21 protein-coding genes are annotated in these 26,003 nt (G+C 71.3%); 8 read left to right on the top strand and 13 right to left on the bottom strand.

What is annotated here, in order from left to right:
* Positions 1–47 precede the first annotated feature (47 nt).
* Entirely contained in the window at positions 48–1,001 is a 954-nt protein-coding gene (locus ACSU6L_RS28665) for a heme o synthase (protein WP_073942342.1), read from the bottom strand.
* A 510-nt stretch (positions 1,002–1,511) separates the two neighbouring features.
* Here ACSU6L_RS28665 and tkt point away from each other — a divergent pair.
* From tkt to pgl, 5 genes are read left to right on the top strand one after another with little or no spacing between them, the layout of a single operon-like run.
* Positions 1,512–3,599: a transketolase gene (tkt, locus tag ACSU6L_RS28660; protein WP_437061381.1), complete on the top strand. Its 2,088-nt coding sequence runs from the start codon at positions 1,512–1,514 to the stop codon at positions 3,597–3,599.
* A 34-nt stretch (positions 3,600–3,633) separates the two neighbouring features.
* On the top strand, positions 3,634–4,752 hold the full coding sequence (gene tal, locus ACSU6L_RS28655) for a transaldolase (protein ID WP_437061379.1): 1,119 nt from the start codon (positions 3,634–3,636) through the stop codon (positions 4,750–4,752).
* A 4-nt stretch (positions 4,753–4,756) separates the two neighbouring features.
* Positions 4,757–6,289, top strand: coding sequence for a glucose-6-phosphate dehydrogenase (gene zwf, locus ACSU6L_RS28650; RefSeq protein ID WP_073942345.1), 1,533 nt, complete (start codon positions 4,757–4,759; stop codon positions 6,287–6,289).
* On the top strand, positions 6,286–7,377 hold the full coding sequence (gene opcA, locus ACSU6L_RS28645; protein WP_437061377.1) for a glucose-6-phosphate dehydrogenase assembly protein OpcA: 1,092 nt from the start codon (positions 6,286–6,288) through the stop codon (positions 7,375–7,377). The genes zwf and opcA overlap by 4 nt, the downstream gene beginning before the upstream one ends.
* Positions 7,374–8,156: a 6-phosphogluconolactonase gene (gene pgl, locus ACSU6L_RS28640; protein ID WP_437061375.1), complete on the top strand. Its 783-nt coding sequence runs from the start codon at positions 7,374–7,376 to the stop codon at positions 8,154–8,156. The genes opcA and pgl overlap by 4 nt, the downstream gene beginning before the upstream one ends.
* A gap of 66 nt (positions 8,157–8,222) precedes the next feature.
* On the opposite strand, the gene ACSU6L_RS28635 is transcribed toward pgl, so the two are convergent.
* From ACSU6L_RS28635 to ACSU6L_RS28615, 5 genes are all read right to left on the bottom strand, one after another.
* A complete protein-coding gene (locus ACSU6L_RS28635; RefSeq protein WP_437061373.1) occupies positions 8,223–9,062 on the bottom strand; it encodes a carbohydrate ABC transporter permease in 840 nt (279 codons plus the stop codon).
* Positions 9,059–10,417: an ABC transporter permease subunit gene (locus tag ACSU6L_RS28630; protein WP_437061371.1), complete on the bottom strand. Its 1,359-nt coding sequence runs from the start codon at positions 10,415–10,417 to the stop codon at positions 9,059–9,061. Before ACSU6L_RS28630 ends, ACSU6L_RS28635 begins: the two co-directional genes overlap by 4 nt.
* A 1-nt stretch (position 10,418) precedes the next feature.
* Positions 10,419–11,747: an ABC transporter substrate-binding protein gene (locus tag ACSU6L_RS28625; RefSeq protein ID WP_437061369.1), complete on the bottom strand. Its 1,329-nt coding sequence runs from the start codon at positions 11,745–11,747 to the stop codon at positions 10,419–10,421.
* 25 nt (positions 11,748–11,772) lie between these two features.
* Entirely contained in the window at positions 11,773–13,407 is a 1,635-nt protein-coding gene (locus ACSU6L_RS28620; protein WP_437061367.1) for a glycoside hydrolase family 13 protein, read from the bottom strand.
* 200 nt (positions 13,408–13,607) lie between these two features.
* A complete protein-coding gene (locus ACSU6L_RS28615; protein WP_437061365.1) occupies positions 13,608–14,882 on the bottom strand; it encodes an ABC transporter substrate-binding protein in 1,275 nt (424 codons plus the stop codon).
* Between the two features lie 141 nt (positions 14,883–15,023).
* On the opposite strand from ACSU6L_RS28615, the gene ACSU6L_RS28610 reads away from it, so the two are divergent.
* From ACSU6L_RS28610 to ACSU6L_RS28600, 3 genes are all read left to right on the top strand, one after another.
* Positions 15,024–15,539, top strand: coding sequence for a PadR family transcriptional regulator (locus ACSU6L_RS28610; RefSeq protein ID WP_073942353.1), 516 nt, complete (start codon positions 15,024–15,026; stop codon positions 15,537–15,539).
* A complete protein-coding gene (locus tag ACSU6L_RS28605; protein ID WP_437061362.1) occupies positions 15,536–16,288 on the top strand; it encodes an ABC transporter ATP-binding protein in 753 nt (250 codons plus the stop codon). The genes ACSU6L_RS28610 and ACSU6L_RS28605 overlap by 4 nt, the downstream gene beginning before the upstream one ends.
* A 131-nt stretch (positions 16,289–16,419) precedes the next feature.
* Positions 16,420–18,720, top strand: coding sequence for an FtsX-like permease family protein (locus tag ACSU6L_RS28600; RefSeq protein WP_437061360.1), 2,301 nt, complete (start codon positions 16,420–16,422; stop codon positions 18,718–18,720).
* 44 nt (positions 18,721–18,764) lie between these two features.
* Here the strand turns inward: ACSU6L_RS28600 and ACSU6L_RS28595 are convergent, their stop codons facing one another.
* From ACSU6L_RS28595 to ACSU6L_RS28565, 7 genes are all read right to left on the bottom strand, one after another.
* Complete coding sequence (locus ACSU6L_RS28595; RefSeq protein ID WP_437061358.1) at positions 18,765–19,694, bottom strand: hypothetical protein; 930 nt, start codon at positions 19,692–19,694, stop codon at positions 18,765–18,767.
* 112 nt (positions 19,695–19,806) lie between these two features.
* On the bottom strand, positions 19,807–21,462 hold the full coding sequence (gene pgi / locus ACSU6L_RS28590) for a glucose-6-phosphate isomerase (RefSeq protein WP_437061356.1): 1,656 nt from the start codon (positions 21,460–21,462) through the stop codon (positions 19,807–19,809).
* A 72-nt stretch (positions 21,463–21,534) separates the two neighbouring features.
* Entirely contained in the window at positions 21,535–22,803 is a 1,269-nt protein-coding gene (locus ACSU6L_RS28585; protein ID WP_437061354.1) for an MFS transporter, read from the bottom strand.
* A 137-nt stretch (positions 22,804–22,940) separates the two neighbouring features.
* Positions 22,941–23,276 carry an RNA polymerase-binding protein RbpA gene (locus ACSU6L_RS28580; protein WP_010352468.1) on the bottom strand — a complete coding sequence of 112 codons (336 nt, stop codon included), beginning with the start codon at positions 23,274–23,276 and terminating at the stop codon, positions 22,941–22,943.
* Positions 23,277–23,516: 240 nt separating this feature from the next.
* Positions 23,517–23,744 carry a preprotein translocase subunit SecG gene (gene secG / locus ACSU6L_RS28575; RefSeq protein WP_198948543.1) on the bottom strand — a complete coding sequence of 76 codons (228 nt, stop codon included), beginning with the start codon at positions 23,742–23,744 and terminating at the stop codon, positions 23,517–23,519.
* Between the two features lie 101 nt (positions 23,745–23,845).
* On the bottom strand, positions 23,846–24,622 hold the full coding sequence (gene tpiA / locus ACSU6L_RS28570) for a triose-phosphate isomerase (protein ID WP_437061351.1): 777 nt from the start codon (positions 24,620–24,622) through the stop codon (positions 23,846–23,848).
* 5 nt (positions 24,623–24,627) lie between these two features.
* Positions 24,628–25,839 (bottom strand): phosphoglycerate kinase, encoded by a 1,212-nt coding sequence (locus tag ACSU6L_RS28565; protein ID WP_437061349.1) that lies wholly within the window; start codon positions 25,837–25,839, stop codon positions 24,628–24,630.
* Between the last annotated feature and the right edge of the window lie 164 nt (positions 25,840–26,003).

Below are 26,003 nucleotides of genomic sequence, written 5' to 3'. Positions count from 1 at the left end.
CGTGGCCTTGGCCACGCACCCCGCCGGTCAGCCGGTACGGATGTCCGTCAGCGCAGGAAGGGGTCCACCGCCACCGCGACGAACAGCAGCGACACATAGGTGATGGACCAGTGGAAGAGCCGCATCTCCTTCAGCTTCCCGCCCGTGACCTCGGCCTTCGCCCGGTTCTGCAGGGCGTGCGCCTCCCACAGCCACCAGCCGCCCGCGGCCAGCGCGACGGCCGTGTAGAACCAGCCGGTGTAGCCGAGCGGGGTCAGCAGCAGGGAGACGGCGACCATCACCCAGCTGTAGATCACGATCTGCTTGGCGACGACCTTGTTGGAGGCGATCACCGGCAGCATCGGGACGCCCACGCGCGCGTAGTCCTCCTTGACCTTCATGGACAGCGGCCAGTAGTGCGGCGGGGTCCAGAAGAAGATCACCATGAAGAGGACGACCGGGGCCCAGGAGAGCGAGTTGGTGACCGCGGTCCAGCCGATCAGCACCGGCATGCAGCCCGCGATGCCGCCCCAGACGATGTTCTGCGAGGTGCGGCGCTTGAGGATCATCGTGTAGACGACGACGTAGAAGAGGAGCGCGGCGAGGGAGAGCCAGGCCGACAGCCAGTTGACGGTGAGCCCGAACAGCAGGGTCGAGACCACCGCCAGGGTGATGCCGAAGGCCAGGCACTCGCGCGGGCTGACCATGCCGGTGACCAGCGGTCGCTGCGAGGTGCGGTCCATCAGCGCGTCGATGTCCCGGTCGATGTACATGTTCAGCGCGTTCGCGCCACCCGCGGAGAGGTACCCGCCGACGCAGGTGAGCAGCACCAGACCGAGGTCGGGCACGCCCTGCTCGGCGAGGAACATCACCGGCACCGTCGTGATGAGCAGCAGCTCGATGATCCGCGGCTTGGTCAGCGCCACGAACGCCTTCACACGGGCCCCGAACGGCCGGTGACTCGGGCTCTGGCTCGTCCCGATAACCCCCGCAGGACGGGATTCAACGGCCGTCACGCACACCCCTGACAGAGACATCCCAGCAAGCCTCCCCGTGTGAAGTGCGGGTAAAGGCTCGCGCGTACCACGCCACTGTAGACGTTGCCCATACCCCGATCTTCGCGGGGGTGGGGTCGTGTTGGGCGGCGCGCTCCGGCGCGCGTGCGGGGGTGTGTGGGAGGGCGCGTCCGGGGGTGCGTGCGAGGTCGCGTCCGGGGACCCGGAACGATCATTCGGTCGAGCGATCGGGCGCCCGCTCGAATGGGCGCCGGATGACCCTTGTGTGACCGTCACATGTGCGGCCGATGCGCGTCGATTGAGCGGTCAGATGAGCGCCTTCGTATTCACTTGGCGAAGCCGGTCCGGCCCGGTCAGGAGGCGGATCCCCGCGAGTCCCGGCAGTCTGTAATGACTCGAAAAAATGCACCATCTCGCGGGGGTAGGCTCGACAGCGGCCGGTGGGCGTGAAGTGCACCGGCGGTCGGTGTACGCCCACACCGGCATCCGACATGTGGAGAGGAGCCCTGACTCAGGGTGAGCACCAAGCCGACCACCACAGACCTCGAGTGGACCGAGCTGGACCAGCGGGCCGTGGACACCGCCCGAGTCCTCGCCGCCGATGCCGTACAGAAGGTTGGCAACGGCCATCCGGGTACGGCGATGAGCCTGGCGCCGGCCGCCTACACCCTCTTCCAGAAGGTGATGCGGCATGACCCGGCGGATGCCGACTGGGTCGGACGCGACCGGTTCGTGCTGTCCGCGGGCCACTCGTCCCTGACCCTCTACACCCAGCTGTACCTGGCCGGCTTCGGCCTCGAGCTGGACGACCTGAAGGCCTTCCGCACCTGGGGCTCCAAGACCCCGGGCCACCCCGAGTACGGCCACACGGTGGGCGTGGAGACGACGACCGGCCCGCTCGGCCAGGGTGTCGCCAACGCCGTCGGCATGGCCATGGCCGCCCGCTACGAGCGCGGTCTGTTCGACCCGGAGGCCCCCGCCGGGGAGTCCCCCTTCGACCACTACGTCTACTGCATCGCCGGTGACGGCTGCCTCCAGGAGGGCATCTCCGCCGAGGCGTCCTCCCTCGCGGGCCACCAGAAGCTCGGCAACCTGATCCTGCTGTGGGACGACAACCACATCTCGATCGAGGGCGACACCGAGACGGCCGTCTCCGAGGACACCGTCAAGCGCTACGAGGCCTACGGCTGGCACGTCCAGCGCGTGGAGGCCCAGGCCAACGGCGACCTGGACCCGAAGGCCATCTTCGACGCGATCCAGAAGGCCAAGGCCGTCACCGACCGGCCGTCCTTCATCGCCATGCGCTCGATCATCGCCTGGCCGGCCCCGAACGCGCAGAACACCGAGGCCGCCCACGGCTCGGCGCTGGGCGACGAGGAGGTCGCGGCCACCAAGCGCGTCCTCGGCTTCGACCCGGAGCAGACCTTCGAGGTCGCCGACGAGGTCATCGAGCACACCCGCAAGGCGCTCGAGCGCGGCCGCCAGGCCAAGGCCGAGTGGGAGAAGTCCTTCCAGGAGTGGCGCAACAACAACCCGGAGCGCGCGGCCGAGTTCGACCGCGTCGCCAAGGGCGAGCTGCCGGCCGGCTGGGAGGAGAAGCTCCCGGTCTTCGAGCCCGGCAAGGCGGTCGCCACCCGTGCCGCGTCCGGCAAGGTGCTGCAGGCCCTCGGCGAGGTCATCCCGGAGCTGTGGGGCGGCTCGGCCGACCTGGCCGGCTCGAACAACACGACGATCGACAAGACGTCGTCGTTCCTCCCCGAGGGCAACCCGCTCCCGGAGGCCGACCCGTACGGCCGCACGATCCACTTCGGTATCCGCGAGCACGCGATGGCCGCGGAGATGAACGGCATCGCGCTGCACGGCAACACCCGTATCTACGGCGGCACCTTCCTGGTGTTCTCCGACTACATGCGCAACGCCGTGCGTCTGTCGGCCCTGATGCACCTGCCGGTGACCTACGTGTGGACGCACGACTCCATCGGCCTCGGCGAGGACGGCCCGACCCACCAGCCGGTCGAGCACCTGGCCTCGCTGCGCGCCATCCCGGGCCTGAACGTGGTCCGCCCGGCCGACGCCAACGAGACCGCGATCGCCTGGCGCGAGATCCTCAAGCGCCACACCAAGGAGTACGGCAAGGGCCGGCCGCACGGTCTGGCGCTGACCCGGCAGGGCGTGCCGACCTACGAGCCCAACGACGACGCGGCCAAGGGCGGCTACGTGCTGTTCGACGCCGACGGCGGCGAGGCCCAGGTGGTCCTGATCGCCACGGGTTCCGAGGTGCACGTCGCCGTCGAGGCGCGCGAGCGGCTGCAGGCCGACGGCGTGCCGACCCGTGTGGTGTCCATGCCGTCCGTGGAGTGGTTCGAGGAGCAGGACCGGGGGTACCGGGACAGCGTCCTGCCGCCGCACGTGAAGGCGCGTGTCGCGGTCGAGGCCGGTATCGGTCTCACCTGGCACAAGTACGTCGGGGACGCGGGCCGGATCGTCTCCCTGGAGCACTTCGGTGCCTCCGCCGACGGCAAGGTCCTGTTCCGCGAGTACGGCTTCACCGCGGAGAACGTGGCCGCCGTGGCCCGGGAATCGCTCGCCGCCGCCCAGCGCTGACGCTCATATACGACACGTAGGAGATGCATTTTCCATGACAGACGCACTCAAGCGCCTCTCCGAGGAAGGCGTCGCGATCTGGCTGGACGACCTGTCGCGCAAGCGGATCACCTCCGGCAACCTCGCCGAGCTGATCGACCAGCAGCACGTCGTGGGCGTCACCACCAACCCGACCATCTTCCAGAAGGCGATCAGCAGCGGCGACGGATACGACCAGCAGCTGTCGGACCTCGCCGCCCGCAAGGTGACGGTCGAAGAGGCCATCCGCATGATCACCACGGCGGACGTCCGGGACGCCGCCGACATCCTGCGCCCGGTCTTCGACGCCACCGACGGCCAGGACGGCCGGGTGTCGATCGAGGTCGACCCGCGCCTCGCGCACAACACCAAGGCGACCGTCGCCGAGGCCAAGCAGCTGGCCTGGCTGGTGGACCGCCCCAACACGCTGATCAAGATCCCGGCGACCAAGGCGGGCCTGCCCGCGATCACCGAGGTCATCGGCAACGGCATCAGCGTCAACGTCACGCTGATCTTCTCGCTGGAGCGCTACCGCGAGGTCATGGACGCCTACCTCTCCGGCCTGGAGAAGGCGAAGGAGAAGGGCCTGGACCTCTCCCTGATCCACTCGGTGGCGTCCTTCTTCGTGTCCCGCGTGGACACCGAGATCGACAAGCGGCTCGACGCGCTCGGCACCGACGAGGCCAAGGCGCTGCGCGGCAAGGCCGCCCTCGCCAACGCCCGGCTCGCCTACCAGGCGTACGAGGAGGTCTTCTCCTCGGACCGCTGGAGCGCGCTGGAGCGGGCGGGCGCCAACAAGCAGCGTCCGCTGTGGGCGTCGACCGGTGTGAAGGACCCGGCGTACAAGGACACCCTGTACGTGGACGACCTGGTCGCGCCGAACACCGTGAACACGATGCCGGAGGCCACCCTGCAGGCCGCCGACGACCACGGCGAGATCACCGGCAACACCGTCGCCGGCACGTACGAGCAGGCGCGGGCCGACCTGGACGCGGTCGAGAAGCTCGGCATCTCGTACGACGACGTGGTGCAGCTGCTGGAGGACGAGGGCGTCGACAAGTTCGAGGCGTCCTGGAACGACCTGCTCAAGTCGACCGAGGCCGAGCTGAAGCGCCTCGCCCCTTCGGAGGGCTGAGACCTTGAGCCCCGTCACCGGAGCGAACCCGCTTCGTGACCCCGCAGACCGACGGCTCCCGCGTATCGCGGGGCCGTCGGGCCTGGTGATCTTCGGCGTCACGGGCGATCTGTCGCGCAAGAAGCTGATGCCCGCCGTGTACGACCTCGCGAACCGTGGTCTGCTTCCGCCGGGCTTCTCCCTGGTGGGCTTCGCCCGCCGTGAGTGGCAGCACGAGGACTTCGCGCAGGAGGTCCACGACGCCGTCAAGGAGCACGCCCGCACCCCCTTCCGCGAGGAGGTCTGGCAGCAGCTCATCCAGGGCATGCGTTTCGTCCAGGGCACCTTCGACGACGACGAGGCCTTTGAGAAGCTGCGCGCCACCATCGAGGAACTCGACAAGGCGCAGGGCACCGGCGGCAACTTCGCCTTCTACCTGTCCGTGCCGCCGCGCTCCTTCCCCGTGGTCATCCAGCAGCTGAAGAAGCACGGGCTGGCCGACCAGACCGGCGGGTCGTGGCGGCGCGCGGTGATCGAGAAGCCCTTCGGCCACGACCTGAAGTCGGCCGAGGAGCTGAACGCGATCGTCCACGAGGTCTTCGCCCCCGACCAGGTCTTCCGGATCGACCACTACCTGGGCAAGGAGACCGTCCAGAACATCCTGGCGCTGCGGTTCGCCAACACGATGTTCGAGCCGATCTGGAACCGGTCCTTCGTGGACCACGTGCAGATCACCATGGCCGAGGACATCGGCATCGGCGGCCGGGCCGGCTACTACGACGGCATCGGCGCCGCCCGCGACGTCATCCAGAACCACCTGCTCCAGCTGCTCGCGCTGACCGCGATGGAGGAGCCCGCCTCCTTCGACGCCGACGCGCTCGCCGCGGAGAAGACCAAGGTGCTCGGCGCCGTGCGGCTGCCGAAGGACCTGGGCCGCGACACCGTGCGCGCCCAGTACACGGCCGGCTGGCAGGGCGGCGCGAAGGCCGTCGGCTATCTGGAGGAGGAGGGCACCGACCCCGACTCCAAGACCGACACCTACGCCGCGATCAAGCTGGGCATCGACAACCGCCGCTGGGCGGGCGTCCCCTTCTATCTGCGCACCGGCAAGCGCCTCGGCCGCCGGGTGACGGAGATCGCGGTGGTCTTCCAGCGGGCCCCGCACTCCCCCTTCGACACCACGGCGACGGAGGAGCTGGGCTCGAACGCGATCGTCATCCGCGTCCAGCCCGACGAGGGCGTCACCGTCCGCTTCGGCTCCAAGGTGCCGGGCACGTCGATGGAGATCCGGGACGTGTCGATGGACTTCGCGTACGGCGAGTCCTTCACCGAGTCCAGCCCGGAGGCGTACGAGCGGCTCATCCTGGACGTGCTGCTCGGCGACTCGAACCTCTTCCCGCGCACCGAGGAGGTCGAGCTGTCCTGGAAGATCCTCGACCCGATCGAGGAGTACTGGGACACGAACGGCAAGCCGGCCCAGTACCCGGCCGGTACCTGGGGTCCCGTCGAGGCGGACGAAATGCTCGAGCGAGACGGACGGAGCTGGCGCCGGCCATGAAGATAGACCTCACGGACACCACGGCCAGCAAGATCAACAAGGCGCTGGTGCAGGGCCGCCGAGCCATCGGCACCCCGGCCGTCGGCATGGTGCTCACGCTGGTCATCGTCACGGACGAGGAGAACGCGTACGACGCCCTGAAGGCCGCGAACGACGCCTCGCGCGAGCACCCCTCGCGCACCCTCGTGGTCGTCAAGCGCGTCTCGCGCACCCCGCGCGACCGCACCCAGTCCCGGCTGGACGCCGAGGTGCGGGTCGGCGCGGACGCCGGCACCGGTGAGACGGTGGTGCTGCGGCTGTACGGCGACGTGGTCGACCACGCCCAGTCGGTGGTGCTGCCGCTGCTGCTGCCCGACGCCCCCGTGGTGGTCTGGTGGCCGGTCAACGCGCCGCTGGACCCGGCGAACGACCCGCTGGGCGCGCTGGCCCAGCGCCGGGTGACCGACACCTACGCCGCCGAGCAGCCGGTGCGGGAGCTGGCCGCCCGCGCGGGCACCTACACCCCCGGCGACACGGACCTGTCGTGGACCCGCATCACGCCCTGGCGTTCGATGCTGGCCGCGGCCCTGGACCAGGTCGTCTGCGAGGTGCGGGGCGTCGAGGTGGAGGGCGAGGAGTTCAACCCGAGCTGCGAGCTGCTGGCGATGTGGCTCGCGGACCGGCTGGACGTGCCGGTCCGGCGCTCGGTGTCGGCCGGGCCCGGTCTGACGGCGGTCCGCATGGACACCGACTGCGGTCCGATCGTGCTCGACCGCGCCGACGGCTCGCTGGCGACCCTGTCCATCCAGGGGCAGCCGAACCGGGCGGTCGCGCTCAAGCGGCGCGACACCGCCGAGCTGATCGCGGAGGAGCTGCGCCGGCTGGACCCGGACGACACGTACGCCTCGGCGCTGCGGTTCGGGGTGGAGCGGCTGAACGCGAAGCCCGAGGAGCCCGAGGTTCCCGAGGGGTCCGAGGGGTCCGAGGCCGGCGACCCGGTCGCCTCCGAGGAGCCCGTCGCCGTCCCGGAGCCGGTCGAGGAGGCCGCGAAGGCACCGGCGAAGAAGGCCGCCAAGAAGGCTCCGGCGAAGAAGGCGGCGGCGAAGTGAGTACTCCGCAGCTCGTCGTGCACCGCGACAAGGACCTGATGGCTCAGGCCGCGGCGGCCCGGCTGATCACGAAGATCGTGGACGCGCAGGCCTCGCGCGGCTCCGCGTCCGTCGTGCTCACCGGCGGCCGCAACGGCAACGGCCTGCTCGCCGCGCTGGCCGCCGCGCCCGCGCGGGACGCCGTCGACTGGGGCCGGCTGGACCTGTGGTGGGGTGACGAGCGGTTCCTGCCCGAGGGCGACCCGGAGCGCAACGTCACCCAGGCACGCCAGGCGCTGCTCGACGCGGTGCCGCTGGACCCGAAGCGGGTGCACGCCATGCCCGCCTCGGACGGCCCGTACGGCTCCGACGTGGACGCGGCGGCCGCCGCCTACGCCGAGGAGCTGGCCCGCGCGGCCGGTCCCGAGAACCACGGCGCGGTGCCGAACTTCGACGTGCTGATGCTGGGCGTCGGCCCGGACACCCATGTGGCGTCGCTCTTCCCGGAGCTGCCCGCCGTACGGGAGACCGAGCGCACGGTGGTCGGCGTCCACGGCGCCCCCAAGCCCCCGCCGACGCGGGTCACCCTCACCCTCCCGGCGATCCGGGCGGCCCGTGAGGTGTGGCTGCTGGCGGCGGGCGAGGACAAGGCGAACGCCGCCGCGATGGCCCTGTCGGGCGCGGGCGAGATCCAGGCCCCGGCGGCCGGGGCGTACGGCCGCTCCCGCACCCTGTGGCTGCTGGACGCGCCGGCGGCCGCACAGCTGCCGCGGTCGCTTTATCCGCCGGCGTCGCCGTGAGCGGGTGAGCGGACAGACGGAAAAGGGCGGCGGAGGTTTCGTACCTCCGCCGCCCTTTTCCGTTCCTCACTTCACCGAACCGGCCATCACACCCTGCACGAAGTGCCGCTGGAAGGCGAAGAACACCACCACCGGCACCACCAGGGACAGGAACGCTCCGGGGGCCAGGACGTCGATGTTGCTGCCGAACTGGCGTATCTGGGACTGGAGTTCCACCGTCAGCGGCTGTGCCGAGCTGTCCGCGAAGAGGAGGGCGACCAGCATGTCGTTCCAGACCCACAGGAACTGAAAGATGGCGAGGCTGGCGATGGCGGGCCGGCCCACCGGCAGGACCAGGCGGGTGAAGATCCGCCATTCGCTGCCGCCGTCCATGCGGGCCGCCTCCAGCATCTCCTTCGGCATCTCGGCGAAGTAGTTGCGCAGCAGGAACACGGCGAAGGGCAGGCCGTAGGCCACGTGGAAGAGCACCACGCCGGGGATCGTGCCGAACAGGCCCAGCCGGCCGAAGAGTTTGGCGACGGGCAGCAGGCCGATCTGCACGGGCACCACCAGCAGTGCCACCACGCCGAGGAAGATCGGTTCGCGTCCGGGGAAGTCCAGCCAGGCGAACGCGTATCCGGCGAGCGCGGCGACGACGACGACCAGGACGGTGGTCGGCACCGAGATGAGGACGGTGTTCCAGAAGGCCTGGGTGATGCCCGAGTTGTCCAGCAGCGCCGAGTAGTTGTCGAAGGACAGCTGACCGGGGCTGGTGAACACCGTCCACCAGCCGCCCTTCGCGGTGTCCTCGGCGGACCGCAGCGACGACAGGAACAGCCCGGCCAGCGGTGTCATCCACACCAGTCCGACCACCACCAGGAAGGCCTGGACCAGGCCGTTGCCCAGCCCGCGCCGGATCGCGTTCATCGCTGACTCCTTCGGAAACGGCGGACGTTGAAGACCATCGCCGGGATCACCAGCAGCAGGAGCAGCACACCGAGCGCGCTGCCCAGCCCCTGGTTGTTGCCGCCCCCGAACGACACCAGCCACATCTGTGTCGCGAGCACGGTCGCGTCCTCCTGCACCGGGCCGGGCGCGATGATGTAGACGAGGTCGAAGACCTTCATCACGTTGATCACGAGGGTCACGAACACGACCGTCAGCACCGGCGCCAGCAGGGGCACGGTGATCCGGCGGAAGATCTGCCACTCGTTCGCGCCGTCCATCCGGGCCGCCTCCAGGGCGTCCCTTGGCAGCGTCGACAGTCCCGCGCCGATGAGCACCATCGCGAACCCGGTCCAGATCCACAGGTACGCGCCGATGATCGCGGGGGTGACGAGCGCCGGGCCGAGCCAGGAGATCCCCTCGTAGGGCGGGGCGAAGTTGCCGGCGGGCAGGCGCACGGTGTACGAGCCGTCGGCCAGGCCGGGGAAGCGGAAGGAGCCGTCGGACGCGGTGGTCGTGGAGGCGACCGTACGGCCGTCCCGGACCGCCTCGACCGTCATCTCGGGCAGCCCGCTCTCCCGCCGGTCCACCTCGCCCTGCTCACCGCCTCCGCCGGGCGTGAAGTCCAGGTAGACGACCCCGCGCAGCTCGTCCGGAGCGGCGTCCAGGCCGGCCGCCGGGAAGGCTGGCCGGGCGTCGGCGGGCAGGTCGTCGGGGCGCACCCCGACCAGGCCGAGCGCCACCGTGTCCCCCGGTGCCGCGCTCCGGGTCGTGCCGTACGAGCCGTCCGCCGCCTTGTCCAGGCCCTGGCCGTCGCGGGCCCGGGCCGTCGGATAGGACGAGGTGCCCGTGAAGGCGTCGTGGACGGAGACCACGGCCGCGTTGAGCACGCCCTTGTCGGGGTCCTCGTCGTAGGCGAGCCGGAAGATGATGCCGGCCGCGAGGAAGGACACCGCCATCGGCATGAACAGCAGCAGCTTGAACGCGGTCGCCCAGCGGACCTTCTCCACCAGCACGGCCAGGATCAGGCCGAGCCCGGTGAGCAGCGCCGGGGCGACGACGACCCAGATCGCCGTGTTGCGGACGGCCTTGAGCGTGGCCGGGTCGCGGAACATCTCGGTGTAGTTCTCGCCGCCGACGAACCGGGTTCCGGAGGCGTCGAAGAAGCTGCGGCCGATGGAGAACAGCACCGGGTAGACGACGAGCGCGCCGAGCAGGAGCAGCGCGGGGAAGACGAACAGCAGGGCGATGGTCCGGCCCCGCCGCCGCGGGCGCCGGGGAGTCCCGGCGCCCGCGGTGGTGGGCGGGCTCGCCTCTTTCACGAGCGTCGCAGTCATGTCAGCCCCGGTACGCCTTGGCCGCGGCGGCCTCGAGGTCGGCGGCGGTGGCCTTCGGGTCCGACGGGTCGCGCAGGAAGTCCTGGAGGATCTTCCACTCGCCGGTGCCCTTGGTGCCGCCGAAGGCCGCCGGGGCCTGGTCGGACATGTCGAAGCGGACCGAGTCGCCGGCCGCGACGAGGGACTTGGCGGTGGCGCGGGTGACGTCGTCGCCGTAGGCCGCGAGGTCGAGCTTCTTGTTCGGGGAGAGGAAGCCGCCCGCCTCCGCCCACACGGCCGCGGCCTCCGGCGTCGCCAGGTACTCCAGGAGCGCCTGGGCGGCCTTCTGGTTCTTGCCGTCCTTCAGGACGACGGCCGCGTCGCCGCCGCTGACCACCGGCGCCTTGCCGTCGCCGACCGCGGGGAACGGGAAGAAGTCGGCGTCCTCGCCGATCGCCTTGCCGAACTGGTCCTTGGCGACACCGGCGACGAAGTCGCCCTCGTAGACCATGCCGGCCTCGGGCTCGGGGCCGAACACCTTCTCCACGGAGCCCGGGAAGTCGGTGTTCAGGGCGCCCTTCTGGCCGCCGGCGATCAGCTGCTTGTCCTTGAACAGCTTGCCGAGCGTGGTGAGCGCCTCGACGACCGAGGCGTCGGTCCACTTCAGTTCGTGGGCGGCGAGGGCGTCGTACTTCTCGGGTCCGGCCTGGGAGAGGTAGATGTTCTCGAACCAGTCGGTGAGGGTCCAGCCGTCCTGCCCGGCGACGGAGAAGGCGGCGAGCCCGGAGTCGGAGACGGTCCGGCCGGCCTTCAGCATCGCGTCGTACGTCTTCGGCGGCTCGACCCCGGCCTGGGAGAGGGCGTCGGGGCTGTACCAGACGGTCGACTTGTGGGCGGCCTTGAAGTAGAGGCCGTAGAGGGTGCCGTCGACGCTGCCGTAGTCCTTCCAGACGGGCGCGTAGTTGGCGGCCACGGACTCCTGGGTCTTCTTCGACAGCGGCTTGAGCCAGCCCTGTTCGGCGAACTGGTTGAGCACGCCGACCTGCGGGACCATCACGACGTCGGGGGCGTTGCCGCCCTCGATCTTGCTGCCGACGACGGTGGAGACGTTGTCCCCGGTGGAGACGAACTGCGTCTTGGCGCCGGTCTTCTCGGTGAAGGCCTCCAGCACCTTCTGGAAGTTCTTCTGCTCGGTGCCGGACCAGACACCGGCCACGGTGACGGTCTGGCCGCTCAGTGCCTGGTCGCCGCCGCCGGCCGAGACGGGGTCGCCTCCGCCGCAGGCGGTCGCGCCCAGGGCGAGGGCGAGGGCGGTGCAGCTCATGAGCAGGGTGGTACGTCGTCGCATCATCGTTGATGTCCCTTCGCAGGATGTCTCAGGAGGAGAGCGGGAGGTCGTTGATCCACCAGGCCGCCGTCGAGCCGGGCAGCACTCCGGCCGGGCAGGGGCCGCTGGACAGCAGCGGGGTGCCGGAGACCGGCGCGGGCACGGGCGTGGTACCGAAGTTGACGGCGCAGACGAGGTCGTCACCGCGGGTGAAGGCCAGCACGCCGGGCGGGGTGTCGAGCCAGCGCAGGGTGCCCTCGCCCAGCTGGGGCAGGGCGGCGCGCAGTTGGAGTCCGTCGCGGTACAGGTGCCAGAAGGAGCGGGTGTCGGCGAGGGCGCGGTCGGTGGCGTACTCGGCGAAGTAGTCCGGCTGCGGCAGCCACGGCTTGGCGCCCTCGGCGCCGGAGGTGAAGCCGAACGGCGAGGCCGTGCCGGACCACGGCAGGGGCACCCGGCAGCCGTCGCGGATGCGGGCGCGGCTGCCGGTGCGGTGGAAGATCGGGTCGGTGAGCACGTCGTCGGGGAGGTCGACGACCTCGGGCAGGCCCAGTTCCTCGCCCTGGTAGATGTACGCCGCTCCGGGCAGCGCCAGCATCAGCAGCGCGGCGGCGCGGGCGCGGGCGGCGCCGAGGCCGCTGCCCTCGGTGGCGGGTTCGCCGTAGCGGGTGACGGTGCGGACCTGGTCGTGGTTGTTGAGCACCCAGGTGACCGTGGAGCCCGTGCCGGCGATGTCCTGCATGGCCTCGGCGACGACCTTGCGGAAGGCGTCGGCGTCCCAGGGGGCGCTGAGCAGGTCGAAGAAGAAGGCCTGGTGGAGTTCGTCGGGGCGGACGTACAGGGCGTGTTCGCGGGCGGTGGGTACGGACACCTCGCCGACCAGGAGGCGTTCACGGCCGTCGCGGGCGGCGTATTCGTCGCATATCGCGCGCCACCGCCGCCATACGTCGTGCACCTCGGGCTGGTTCCAGGCGAGCGGGTTGACGGAGTCGCGGGTGCGGGCGTCGGCCTCGGGGTCGTCGGAGTCGGGCAGCTCGGGGTGCTTGAAGAGGCCGGCGGCGACGTCGATGCGGAAGCCGTCGACGCCCCGGTCGAGCCAGAAGCGCAGGATCCGCTCGAACTCGGCGGGGATCTCGGGCTCGCGCCAGTTCCAGTCGGGCTGTTCGGGCGTGAACATGTGCAGGTACCACTGGCCGGGCCGGCCGTCCGGCTCGGTGACGCGGGACCAGGCCGGGCCGCCGAACATGGCGTGCCAGTTGTTGGGCGGCTCGGAGCCGTCCGGGCCGCGGCCCTCGGCGAAGTGGAAGCGGGCCCGGGCCGGGCTGCCGGGCGCGGCGGCCAGCGCCTCGCGGAACCACGGGTGCTCGCTGGAGCAGTGGTTCGGGACGATGTCCAGCAGCACCTTGATGCCGAGCCGCCGGGCGGTGGCGACCAGCTGGTCGAACTCGGCGAGGTCGCCGAAGAGCGGGTCGACGTCGCAGTAGTCGGCCACGTCGTAGCCGTGGTCGTGCTGCGGCGAGGGATAGAAGGGGCTCAGCCAGATCCCGTCGACGCCGAGCTTCTTCAGGTACGGCAGCCCCGCGCGGACACCGGCGAGGTCGCCGATGCCGTCGCCGGTGCTGTCCAGGAAGCTGCGGACGTAGACCTGGTAGATCACCGCGTCCCGCCACCAGTGGTGCGTGTTCAACCCATTGACCTGTCTCTCAAAAGCCAACCGTTATGCATGCATGTTAAGTAGGCGTGTCGAGAGGGTGTCAATGAACAGAGCGCAGCCACCTGCTAGTTGACCGGGAAAATCAGGACTTATCCGGGCAGAAAACGGCAAGCGATACGTCGACGTTACCTAACATGTAACTAGGAGAGGGAAACCTCTGCCGATCGGCGAGGTCAGCGGCTCGAGATCGCGGCCAGCTCGCGCGCCAGCCTGCGCACCGCGGAGCCGGGCGTCTCCTGCCCGGTCATCGCGTCGTGCACGACCGCCTGCACCACCAGGCTGACCTGGTCGTAGTGCGGACTCTTGGGGCGCGGCGCGGCAGCGAGCACGCTCTCGCGCAGGGTCGGCAGATAGGGGAACGCCCGGATCAGCTCCGGGTCGTCGTAGAGGTCGGCCCGTACGGGCGGCAGCGCGCCGCGCGTGAGGACCTGGCGCTGCACGCGCTCGCCGGTGAGGTAGGCGATCAGCCGCGCGGCCGTGTCGGGATGCCGGGCGTGGGCGCTGACGGCCAGGTTGGAGCCGCCGAGCACACTGGTGCCGGGGCCGTCCGGCCCGGGCAGCGGTACGGCGCCGATCTTCCCGGCGACCTCGGAGCCCTCGGCGGACGCGGCGACGTACGCGTACGGCCAGTTGCGCAGGAAGAGCAGCCGGCCGTCCTGGAAGGCCCGCTTGGACTCCTCCTCCTTGTAGGCCAGCGCCTCCTCGGGGATCCACCCCTCGCGGACCCCGCGGGCGAGGAACCCGATGCCCTCGCGGGCGGCCGCCGAGTCCACGGTGACCCGTTCGCCCTCGTCGCCGAGGATGGTGCCGCCCGCCGAGTAGACCGCCTCCGCCGCGTTCACCGTCAGACCCTCGTACGGCAGGAACTGGCCGGCGTAGCCGTCGAGCCCGTACTTCGGGGCGATGGTCTCCGCGTGCCGCTCCAGCTCGGCCCAGGTGCGCGGCGGCGGCACGCCCTCCTTGGCGAGGATGTCCTTGCGGTAAAGGAGAAGTCCGGCATTGGTGACATACGGGACGGCGTACAGCCGTCCGTCGTAGGTCGCGGTCGCGACGACCGGCGGCAGGAAGGTCTTCAGGGCGAAGCGGTCGCGGGGCAGCGGACGTATCCAGCCCGCGGCCGCGAACTCCGACGTCCAGTCGACGTCGATGTTGAGCACGTCGAACCGGCTGCGGTCGCCGCCGCGCAGGTCCGTGGCCATCTGCGCGTGCGCCTCGTCGGCCGAGTCCGGCAGTTCCACGAGGGTGACCCGCTCACCGGGATGAGCGCGGTTCCAGCGCTCCAGCAGGGGCCCGAGATAGCCGGTGAGGTCCCCCGCGGTGGCCAGGGTGAGCGGACCTCGTCCGCCCCCGCTCTCCCCGGGCTGCGCCTGCGCGCCGGAGGCGATGTATCCGGTCAACAGCACGACCAGGACGAGGAGGCCCCTACCGGCGGCCCGTATCCACCGCATAGGTTCCTCCCTGTACACCGGCCACGGGCACCCTCGCCCGGGTCAGAGGCCATGTATACCTGTTAGGTATGGGCGATACTAGGGCCTGGAGCACATTACGCAGCACATTACGCACATGGCGAGGACAGGAGGACTGCACGAGTGCGCCTGCCTCTCCTGGCACTCCTCGCACGCGGCCCGGCCCACGGCTACGAGCTCAAACAGGACCTTGAGCAACTGCTGGGCTCCGCGTACCCTCAGCCGAACGTCGGCCAGATCTACGTCACCCTCGGCCGCCTCGAGAAGTCGGGACTGATCGAGGGCGAGGACATCGAGCAGTCCAGCCGGCCCAACAAGAAGGTCTACCACCTCACCGACGCCGGGCGGGAGGCGCTGCACGCCTGGTTCGAGGAGACCGAGGACGAGCCGCGCGTGCGGGACGAGTTCTTCATGAAACTCGCCCTCGCCCCGCAGACCGGTCTCGCCGACCAGATCGCCCTCATCAACCGACAGCGGCGCCAGTACCTGAACACCATGCGAAACCTGTCGAAGCTGGCCACCGCCGAGAACCGCGACAACCGCATCGCCCAGCTGCTGATCGAGGGCGCGATGCTGCACCTCCAGGCCGACCTCGACTGGCTGGAGCGGTGTCAGGAAGAACTGGAGGAGCTGGAATGAGCGACGCTTCCGCTCCCGTGCTGCGCGCCGAGGGCCTGGTGAAGACGCACCACGGCGAGGGCGCGCCCGCCCATGCCGTGCGCGGCGTCGACCTGTCCGTGCGGCGCGGGGAGTTCGTGGCGATCACCGGGCCGTCCGGCGCCGGCAAGTCGACGCTGCTGCACCTGCTCGGCGGGCTCCAGCGGCCCGACGCCGGCAGCATCTGGCTGGACGGCGAGTGCACGGACGGGTACGGCGAGGCCCGCTGGGCCGTGGAGCGCCGGACCCGCATCGGGATCGTCTTCCAGTTCTTCAACCTGGTGTCCAACCTGTCCGTCGCCGACAACGTGGAACTGCCCGCCCTGCTCGCCGGGGTCCCGCCGAAGCGGGCGCGCGCCGAGCGGGAGCGGCTGCTGGCCGACCTGGGGCTCACCGGCAAGGAGCGCAGCATGCCCGGTGAGCTGTCCGGTGGCGAACAGCAGCGGGTGGCGCTCGCCCGCGCCCTCGTCAACCAGCCGCCCCTGCTGCTGGCCGACGAACCCGCGGGCAGCCTCGACAGCAAGGGCACCCGCGAGGTGGTGCGGCTGCTGTCCGGCTTCCACCAGCGCGGCCAGACGATCCTGCTGGTCACCCATGACGCCCGGATGGCGAGCGCGGCGGACCGGGTGATCAGTTTCTTCGACGGACGGATCGCCGACGACGCGGAACTCGACGGCGGCCGGCCGTCACGCCGGGCCGGGATATCCGGTGTGCTGGAGCTCAAGGACTGACATGCGGCTGTACGACCACTGCGCCGACCGCGCATGCGCGGCGACCGGAGGCAGAGCTCGCCACGAGCGCGCGGTGACCGGAACGGGGCCCCGCCGCGGGCCCTCGGCGGCCGGGTCGAAGGGCTGAGGCCGTGCGAGCCACCCTGCGCTGGGCGCACTCCGATCTGCGCACGCACCGCGGCGAGGCGCTGTTCCTCGTCCTCGCCACCGCGGGCATCGTCCTCTCCCTGCTGCTGGCCGCCGCCCTGTTCGGATACGCCACCAACCCCTGGCAGCGGGTCTTCACCCAGGCGCGCGGTGCGCACGTCTGGCTGCACACCGCCCCCACCGCCGACGCCAGGGACCTGGCCGGGCTGGACGGCGTCGAGTCCGTCGCCGGGCCCTACCCCACGGCGTCCACCACTGTCGTCGCGGGCGGCAGCCGCGCCTCCGTGGAACTGCGCGGCAGCTCCGCGCGGACGCCCTCCGTCGGCCGCCCGCTGCTCGCCTCCGGCCACTGGCTGGACCCGGCCACCCCCGACGGCGTGGTCCTGGAGAGCCGCCTCGCCCTCGCCCTGCTCGCCGAGCCGGGCGACACGCTCACCCTGCCCGGCACCGCACGCCGGCTCACCGTCGTCGGCGTCGCCGACAGCGCCGAGCCGCGCTACCGGCCGGGCGAGCAGCCGGGCCTCGTCTGGGCGCTGCCGTCCGCCGTGCCCGACCCGGACGCGCAGGTGATCGGGCTGCGGCTCAAGGATCCCGGCGACACCGGGTACGCCGTGCAGCGGGCCGTGACCGTGCTCGGCGCGGGCGCGATCGGCGAGGTCTCCACCTGGCAGCAGGCCCGGGCCGAGGCGCAGGGCGACAACCGGCTCCTCGGACAGGTGCTGGGCCTGTTCGGGCTCGGCGCGCTGGCCGCCGCCGGGCTCGCCGTGCACGGGGCGATCGGCACCCGGATCCGTGGCCATCTGCGAGACATCTCGGTGTTGAAGGCGATCGGCTTCACCCCGGGCCAGGTGGTTCGCGTCTTCCTGCTCCAGCACCTGGCGTACGCCCTGCTGGGCGCCGCGGCCGCCGCCGCGCTGACCGAGGCGCTGGGCAGCCGGATCCCGGGCCGACTCGGCGACGCGATCGGTGTGTGGCAGGGACTGCCGGGGCATACGGCCGCCCTGTTCGCCGTGCCGGTGGCGGCGGTGCTGCTCATCGGCGCGACCACCGGGCTCGCCGCGTGGCGGGCGGGACGGGTGCCGCCGGTGCCGGTGGCGCGGTCCGGGGCGCCCTCCGGAGGACGGCTGTCGGGGCCGGCGCGCCGGGCGCTCGGGGCGCGGGTGCTCGGGGTGGGCGTGCCGCCCGCGCTGGTGCTGGGCTGGCACAAGGCGTTCACCCGTCGCCCGCGGTCGTGGGGTGCCGTGGCGCGGCTCGCGCTGCCGCTGCTGCTGATCGTGGTCGCGCTGAGCGCGTGGACCACCATCGACCGTTTCCAGCGCAGCCCCGAGCGGATCGGCCTGCCGGCCGCGCTGACCGTGCGGGCGGACGCGCGCCTCGACGACCGGGACGCCCGCGAGCTGCTGGAGCGCGATCCGCAGGTGGCCGCCGCCTACCCGGGTGTGGAGGTGGCCGCGCTGGTGCCGGGCCAGACGGCGACGATCGCGCTGCGCGGGCTCGGCACCCGTGCGGAGCCGTACCCGTACACGCTGGCCGAGGGCCGCGCCGCGCGCGGGCCCGACGAGGCGGTGGCCGGGCAGGGGCTGCTCGATCTGCTGGACGCGCGGGTCGGCGACTGGGTGCGGATGACCGTGGGCTCCCAGCCGCAGGTCCTGCACATCGTGGGCCGCAGCATCGAGCCGGAGAACGCCGGCCGGGTCGTCTCCACCTCGCTCGACACCCTCCGCGAGAACGACCCCGGGCTGAGTCCGAGCCTCTTCCAACTGCGCCTGACCCCCGACGCCGAACCCGGGGAGGTCGCCGAACGCCTCGCCGAGGCGGGGCAGGGGCACCTGGACGTGCACACCGTGACGAACCCGGCCGACGGTCTGTACTCCCTGCGCGGAGTCGTCCTCGGGCTGATCGCCGTGCTCGCCCTCATCGGGCTCATCGAACTGCTCACCGCGATCGGCGGCACCGTCCGCGAGGGCGAGCGCGATCTGCCGGCGCTGCGGGCGATCGGCCTGTCCCCGCGCCAGATCACCGCGATCACCGTCACGGCCACGGGCTGCACCGCCCTCGCGGCCGTCCTCCTCGGAACCGCCCTGGGGGTGCCGCTCGCGCGCTGGCTGATCGACACCCAGGGCAGCTCCAGCGGCATCGGCGCGGGGATCGCCCAGGGCCCCTCCCCCGCGCTGCTGGTGCTGCTGGGGGCGGCCGCCGTGCTGGGCGCGGCGGGGCTCGCCGCGCTGCCAGCGGCCCGCTCGACGCGCCGCCGCTTCGCGGACACGCTCAGCTCGGTCGCCTGACCGACGCCGATGCCGGGGCGGGGCCCCGGGCTGGACGCTTTCGGTCAGCCGCCGTTGGGGCCGGGGGTGTAGGGGTTGCCGTACGGGTTGCCCTGTGGGGGCGTGTACGGGTTGCCGTACGGATTCCCCTGCGGCAACCCGTACGGGTTGCCGTACGGGTTGCCCTGCTGCGGGACGTACGGCGGTGCCGTCGGCGGCATGGTGGGCGGCATCGGCGGAGGCGGGCCCGGGACGCGGGGCAGGGTGGCCGGGTGGGCGGCCAGCCGGATGCCGTAGCGCTGCCTGAGGCGGCCCATCTCCAGCAGGGCGATGCCGGTGACCGTCAGTGGCGCGCCCAGGATGAACAGGAAGCCCATGGTGAGGCTCAGGCCGTGCAGATCCCCGGTGACCAGGTCGGGGATGGCCATCAGCCAGGTCGTCACCGTGGCCAGCAGTGGCGGCAGACAGCGGTGGACACCGGCCGTGCCGAAGAAGTTCCCGGAGACGTGCACCGCTCCGCGGATCACGATGGCGGTCAGCCAGAGCGCCACCGGGGCGAGCAGCAGTACGAAGAAACCCGCGCCGCCCGCGAACCGCCACACCAGGACGGTCAGCACGATCGTGCCGACGAAGGCGAGCAGCAGCTTCAGCGAGTTGAGCAGCGGTTCCCGCATCGCCCGGACCGTGCCGCCGCGCCGCCAGACGAAGAGCATCACACCGACCGTCAGCGGGGTGATGAACAGCAGCACGGCGGAGGCGGTGAGCATGTTCTCCAGCACCTCCTCGAAGGCGAAGCCGCCCTCGACGAAGGTGTAGACGCCGACCGCCGCGACCGTGCCGGCGATCAGCCGTACCCGCTTGAGCTGTTCCACCGCCGGGTCCAGCGAGTCCGGGATCCAGGCCGGGTGGAACAGCGCGCGGGCCAGTTCCTTCGGCCGCAGCAGCGACCTGGGCGTCAGGGTGCCGCCCGTCCAACTCCCCTGCGTTCTCGTCACGTTGAGCTCCCCCGAGCGATCGTGTCCATGATCGTCGGGGAGTCTACGGGAAGCGGGGGCTCAGGCGCCTCCCGCTTCCCGGGGGCACCTTGGCCCCCACTGTCACCGTCCGTCAGTGCCGGCCGCGCAGCTCCCGGTACCGGGCGACCAGCGCCTCGGTGGACGTGTCCAGGCCGGGCACGTCGGCGCCTTCGGTGAGCGCGGGCTCGACGCGCTTGGCGAGGACCTTGCCGAGCTCCACGCCCCACTGGTCGAAGGAGTCGATGTTCCACACGGCGCCCTGGACGAACACCTTGTGCTCGTAGAGGGCGACGAGCTGGCCGAGCACCGACGGGGTCAGCTCCCGGGCGAGGATCGTCGTCGTCGGGTGGTTGCCCTTGAACGTCTTGTGCGCCACCAGCTCCTCCGGCACGCCCTCGGCCCGCACCTCCTCGGGCGTCTTGCCGAACGCCAGCGCCTGGGTCTGGGCGAAGAAGTTGGCCATCAGCAGGTCGTGCTGCGCCTTGAGTTCGTCGCTCAGCTCGGCGACCGGCTCGGCGAAGCCGATGAAGTCGGCGGGGATGAGCTTGGTGCCCTGGTGGATGAGCTGGTAGTAGGCGTGCTGGCCGTTGGTGCCGGGGGTGCCCCAGACGACGGGCCCGGTCTGCCAGTCGACCTCCTGCCCGTCCCGGTCCACGTACTTGCCGTTGGACTCCATGTCCAGCTGCTGCAGGTAGGCGGTGAACTTGGACAGGTAGTGGCTGTAGGGCAGGACGGCGTGGGACTGGGCGTCGTGGAAGTTGTTGTACCAGATGCCCAGCAGGCCCAGCAGCAGCGGCGCGTTGGCCTCCGGGGGCGCGGTGCGGAAGTGCTCGTCGACCAGGTGGAAGCCGTCCAGCATCTCCCGGAAGCGGTCCGGGCCGATGGCGATCATCAGAGACAGGCCGATCGCGGAGTCGTAGGAGTAGCGGCCGCCGACCCAGTCCCAGAACTCGAACATGTTCGCCGTGTCGATGCCGAAGTCCGCCACCTTCTCGGCGTTCGTGGACAGCGCCACGAAGTGCTTGGCGACGGCCTCCTGACCGGCGCTCAGTCCGCGCAGCAGCCAGTTGCGGGCGGAGGTGGCGTTGGTGACCGTCTCGATGGTGGTGAACGTCTTGGACGCGACGATGACCAGGGTCTCCGCCGGGTCCAGGTCGCGGACCGCCTCGTGCAGGTCGGCGCCGTCCACGTTGGAGACGAAACGGACCGTCAGATCGCGGTCGGTGTAGCTGCGCAGCACCTCGTAGGCCATCGCGGGGCCGAGGTCGGATCCGCCGATGCCGATGTTGACGACGTTCCGGATGCGCTTGCCGGTGTGGCCGGTCCACTCGCCGGAGCGGACCCGCCCGGCGAAGTCGGCCATCTTGTCGAGGACCGCGTGGACGGCGGGCACCACGTTCTCGCCGTCGACCTCGATCACCGCCTCGCGCGGGGCCCGCAGCGCGGTGTGCAGCACGGCCCGGCGCTCGGTGTTGTTGATCCTCTCGCCGCGGAACATGGCGTCCCGCAGCCCGAACACGTCCGTCGCGGCGGCCAGCTCGCGCAGCAGCCGCAGGGTCTCGTCGGTGACGAGGTGCTTGGAGTAGTCGATGTGCAGGTCACCGACCTGGAGCGTGTACCCGCTGCCGCGCTCGGGGCCGGCGGCGAACAGGTCGCGCAGCCGCACCTCGCCGAGCTCCTCGCGGTGCTTGGCCAGAGCGGTCCACTCGGGGGTCTGGTTGAGCCTCGTACGGCCGTCTGCGTTCATCTGGGACTTCAGCCTTCTTCCTTGTCCTGCCTGTACCGGCGCCTGCCCCGCTGCCGGTCCCAACCTAGTTGATCAGCGGTTGCCGGGAGCTGTCGTGACGCCGTCCTGCGGCGCAACAACAGGTACGTCGGGCCGGCGGCCGGGTATCAGCGCGGCGACGGACAGGGCGAAGAAGGCGGCCGCGAGCAGCGCGGGCGTGTTGGCTCCCCAGGCGCCGGCGACCGCGCCGCCCAGCAGGGCGCCGAGCGGCGCTCCGGCGACCGCGAGGGTCCGGTAGGCGGAGCTGACCCGGCCCAGCATCCCGGCGGGGCTGCGCTGCTGCATCAGCGTGGTCGTGTTGACGTTCCACACCATGCCCATGAACCCGAACACGGCCAGGGCGCACACCAGGGCGACCGGGCTGCGCACCGTGCCCATGACGAGGAGCGCGCCGATCTGCACGCTCCCGGCGACGAGCACCGCCCGGACCCGCCCGAGACGGTCGGCGATCCGTCGGACCGCCGCTCCCCCGGTCAGGCTGCCCACGGTGTACGCGGTCAGGGCCGCCGCGTATCCCCCGGTGCCCGCGTCCAGCCAGTCGGTCACCAGGACGACCAGGGTGGCGATGAGGGCGCCCATGCCGACGTTGCACAGGGCGGTGGCGGCGCACAGCGCCCGCAGCGCCCGGTCCCGGACCAGCGTGCGCAGTCCCTCGGCGATCTCCCGGCGCAAGGTGCTGCCCGCCGGTCTCGGCTCCCGCCGGGGCGGCGCGGTCCGCAGGGAGGCCACCAGCGCGGCGGCCAGCAGGAAGGTGACGGCGTCGGCCGCGAAGGGGACGGCGGCCCCGGCCGCGAGCAGCAGCGGCACGACGGGGCCGCCGACGAGGCCGCCCGCGAGCTGCTGGCCGGTCATCAGGCGGGCGTTGGCGCCGCCGAGCGCGTCCTTCGCGACGAGGCCGGGCAGCAGGGCGGTGGCGGCGTTGTCGAAGAGGGTCTGCAGGGTGGTGAGGGTGAAGGCCAGTGCGATCAGCAAGGCGATCGACGCGTGTCCGAGCGCCACGGCGACCGCGAAGCCCGCGACCAGCAGTCCGCGTACGGCGTCCACGGTCCACATGGCGCGACGCTGGTCCACGCGGTCCGCGACGGCTCCGCCGAGCAGTCCGAAAAGCAGCCAGGGCAGCTGGCCGCAGGCGGTGACGGAGGCGATGAGCAGCGGCTCGTCGGTGAGTGTGACGGCGAGCAGGGGCAGTGCGGCCGTGCGCAGGGCGTCGCCGAAGCTGGACAGCACTGCGGCGCTCCACAACCGCCCGAAGCCCCCACGCCACGCGGGGGCGGTCGCACCCGCCGTCTCGACCGTCGCCACGACTCCCCCCTCACGATGCGCCCGATGCACACACCGTAGAGGGCACCACTGACAACCGGTCCGCGAGCGGGGGCCGGCCGCGGTGGCCGGGACGGCTCCGGCCGGGCACCTGTCGGTACCCGGCCGGTCGTCAAGTCCTAGATCTCGCCCCGCAGTTTGGCCAGCGCCTCGGCGAGGATCGCCTCGCCGTCCGCGTCGCTGCGCCGCTCCCGGACGTACGCGAGGTGCGTCTTGTAGGGCTCGGTGCGCGGCGGAGCCGGCGGGTTGTCCCGGTCCTGTCCGGCCGGGAAGCCACAACGCGGGCAGTCCCAGGTGTCGGGAACCTGCGCGTCACTGGCGAAGCTCGGCTGCGTCTCGTGTCCGTTGGAGCACCAGAAGGAGATGCGCAGACGCGGCGCGGACTCGCCCCGCTCGGCCTCACCCATCGGCCCCGCCCCGACCCGGCTTCCTCGGATCGCGTTGCCACTTGCCACGGTCGTAACTCCCTGCGTGATGGTGCCGCGAAGCGCGTCGGCGTTTCGCTTCGCTGCGAGCGCCCCAGTCTACGTAAGGCCCAACGCGCGTCCAGTGATTGGAGTTACAAGGCCCCACATCCTAGACGCAAGCCCCATGATAGGCCGCGCTCCGGGGCGCGTACCGAACATGGGGCGTTACGTGTGGAATCGTGCTGACGTGCGGAGTGTCAGCGATCGTGTGTCGGCGGTTTCCGGACCTCAGCCGACCTTCATCAGGATGCCGAGCACGACGATGCTCGCGAACCACAGCAGACCGACCACGACGGTGATGCGGTCGAGGTTGCGCTCGGCGACCGAGGAGCCGCCGACGGAGGACTGCATGCCGCCACCGAACATGTCGGAGAGGCCGCCGCCCTTCCCCTTGTGCATCAGCACCAGCAGCATCAGCAGCAGGCTGAAGACGATCAGGGCGATCGAGAACCCCATAACCACGGCTGGACCAACTTCCTCGGCTTCGGATGGACGACGGGGGCCGGCAGACACTGCCGGCCCCCGCAAGGGTACGACGTTACGCCGCTACCGCATACTCACTGGTCGCGGAAGCGCACGATCTTGACGAACTCGTCGGCGTCCAGGGACGCGCCGCCGACCAGGGCGCCGTCGATGTCGGCCTGCGCCATGATCTCGGCGACGTTGCCGGACTTCACGGAGCCGCCGTACTGGATGCGGACCTTGTCGGCCACGTCCTGCGAGTACAGCTCGGCGATCTTGCCGCGGATGGCCGCGCAGACCTCCTGGGCGTCCTCGGCGCCGCAGACCTTGCCGGTGCCGATGGCCCAGACGGGCTCGTAGGCGATCACGATGGTCTCGGCCTGCTCGGCCGGGAGGTCCTTCAGACCGCCCTCGACCTGGGCCAGGGTGTGCGGGACGGCGTTGCCGGCCTCGCGGACGTCCAGCTCCTCGCCGACGCACATGATCGGGGTCAGGCCGTGCTTGTAGGCGGCCTTGACCTTGGCGTTGACGATCTCGTCGGTCTCGTTGTGGTACTGGCGGCGCTCGGAGTGGCCGATCGCCACGTACGTGCACTTCAGCTTGGCCAGCATCGGGCCGGAGATCTCGCCGGTGTAGGCGCCGGAGTCGTGCGCCGAGATGTCCTGGGCGCCGTACTTGATCTTCAGCTTGTCGCCGTCGACCAGGGTCTGCACGGAGCGCAGGTCGGTGAAGGGCGGCAGGACGGCGACCTCGACGGCGTCGTAGTCCTTGTCGGCGAGGGCGAAGGCGAGCTTCTGGACGTGGGCGATGGCCTCCAGGTGGTTGAGGTTCATCTTCCAGTTGCCCGCCATCAGCGGCGTGCGGGTGCTCATTGAGGTCAGTCCTCCAGTGCGGCGAGGCCGGGGAGCGTCTTGCCCTCGAGGTATTCGAGGGAGGCGCCGCCACCGGTCGAGATGTGGCCGAATGCGTTCTCGTCGAAGCCCAGGGTGCGGACGGCCGCGGCGGAGTCGCCGCCGCCGACCACGGTGAAGCCCTGGGAGTCGACGAGGGCCTGGGCGACCGCCTTGGTGCCCTCGGCGTAGTCGGGGTGCTCGAAGACGCCCATGGGGCCGTTCCAGAAGACGGTGGCCGCGTCGGCGAGCTTCGAGGCGTACAGCTTGCGGGTCTCCGGACCGATGTCCAGGCCCTCCTGGTCGGCGGGGATGGCGTCCGCGGCGACGGTGGTGGGGTTGGCCGGGGCCTTGGTCTTCAGGTCCGGGAACTCGGTGGAGACCAGCACGTCCACCGGCAGGACCAGCTCGACGCCGTTCTTCTCGGCGCGCTCCATGTACTCGGTGACGGCCGGGATCTGGTCCTCCTGGAGGAGCGAGATGCCGACCTCGTAGCCCTTGGCCTTGAGGAAGGTGTAGGCCATGCCACCGCCGATGAGCAGGCGGTCGGCCTTGCCGAGGAGCTGGTCGATCACGGCGAGCTTGTCGGAGACCTTGGCGCCGCCGAGGGCGACGACGTACGGACGCTTGACGTCCTCGGTGAGCTTCTTCAGGACGCCGACCTCGGTGGCGATGAGGTGGCCGACGTAGTGCGGCAGCTTCTTCGGGAGGTCGAACACCGAGGCGTGCTTGCGGTGCACGGCGCCGAAGCCGTCACCGACGTAGACGTCGGCGAGGGCGGCCAGCCGGTCGGCGAAGCCGGCGCGCTCGGCGTCGTCCTTGCTGGTCTCACCGGCGTTGAAGCGCAGGTTCTCGATGACGGCGACCTGGCCGTCGGCGAGGCCCGCGACGGTGGACGTGGCGGAGTCGCCGACCGTGTCGGTCGCGAAGGCCACGTCGGCACCGAGGAGTTCGCCGAGCCGGGCCGCGGCGGGGGCGAGCGAGAAGGCGGGGTCCGGGGCGCCCTTGGGGCGGCCGAGGTGCGAGGCGACGACCACGCGGGCACCCGCCTCGGCGAGCGCCTTGACGGTGGGCAGGACCGCGCGGATGCGGCCGTCGTCGGTGATGGTGGTGCCGTCCAGCGGCACGTTGAGGTCGGCGCGGACGAAGACCCGCTTGCCCGCGACCCCGTCGGCGAGGAGTTCGTCGATCGTCTTCATGTTCAGGGGACTCCTACAGGAGGCTCGTTCTGCTCGTGACCGGATGGCTCGTGACCGATGACCAGGCCTGATCCTAGAGAGGAGGGCCGGTCGTGACGCGCGTCAGGGCCCGGGCCGCGCGTCCCTGCGCCTGGCCCGAGCCCTGCTCTCACATCAAAGTTGCT

The sequence above is a fragment of the Streptomyces sp. enrichment culture genome, from assembly GCF_964272855.1.
In the GTDB taxonomy this organism is placed as follows: domain Bacteria; phylum Actinomycetota; class Actinomycetes; order Streptomycetales; family Streptomycetaceae; genus Streptomyces.
Note: the sequence above shows the minus strand (reverse complement) of the source record. Positions and strands in the feature narration are given on the sequence as shown.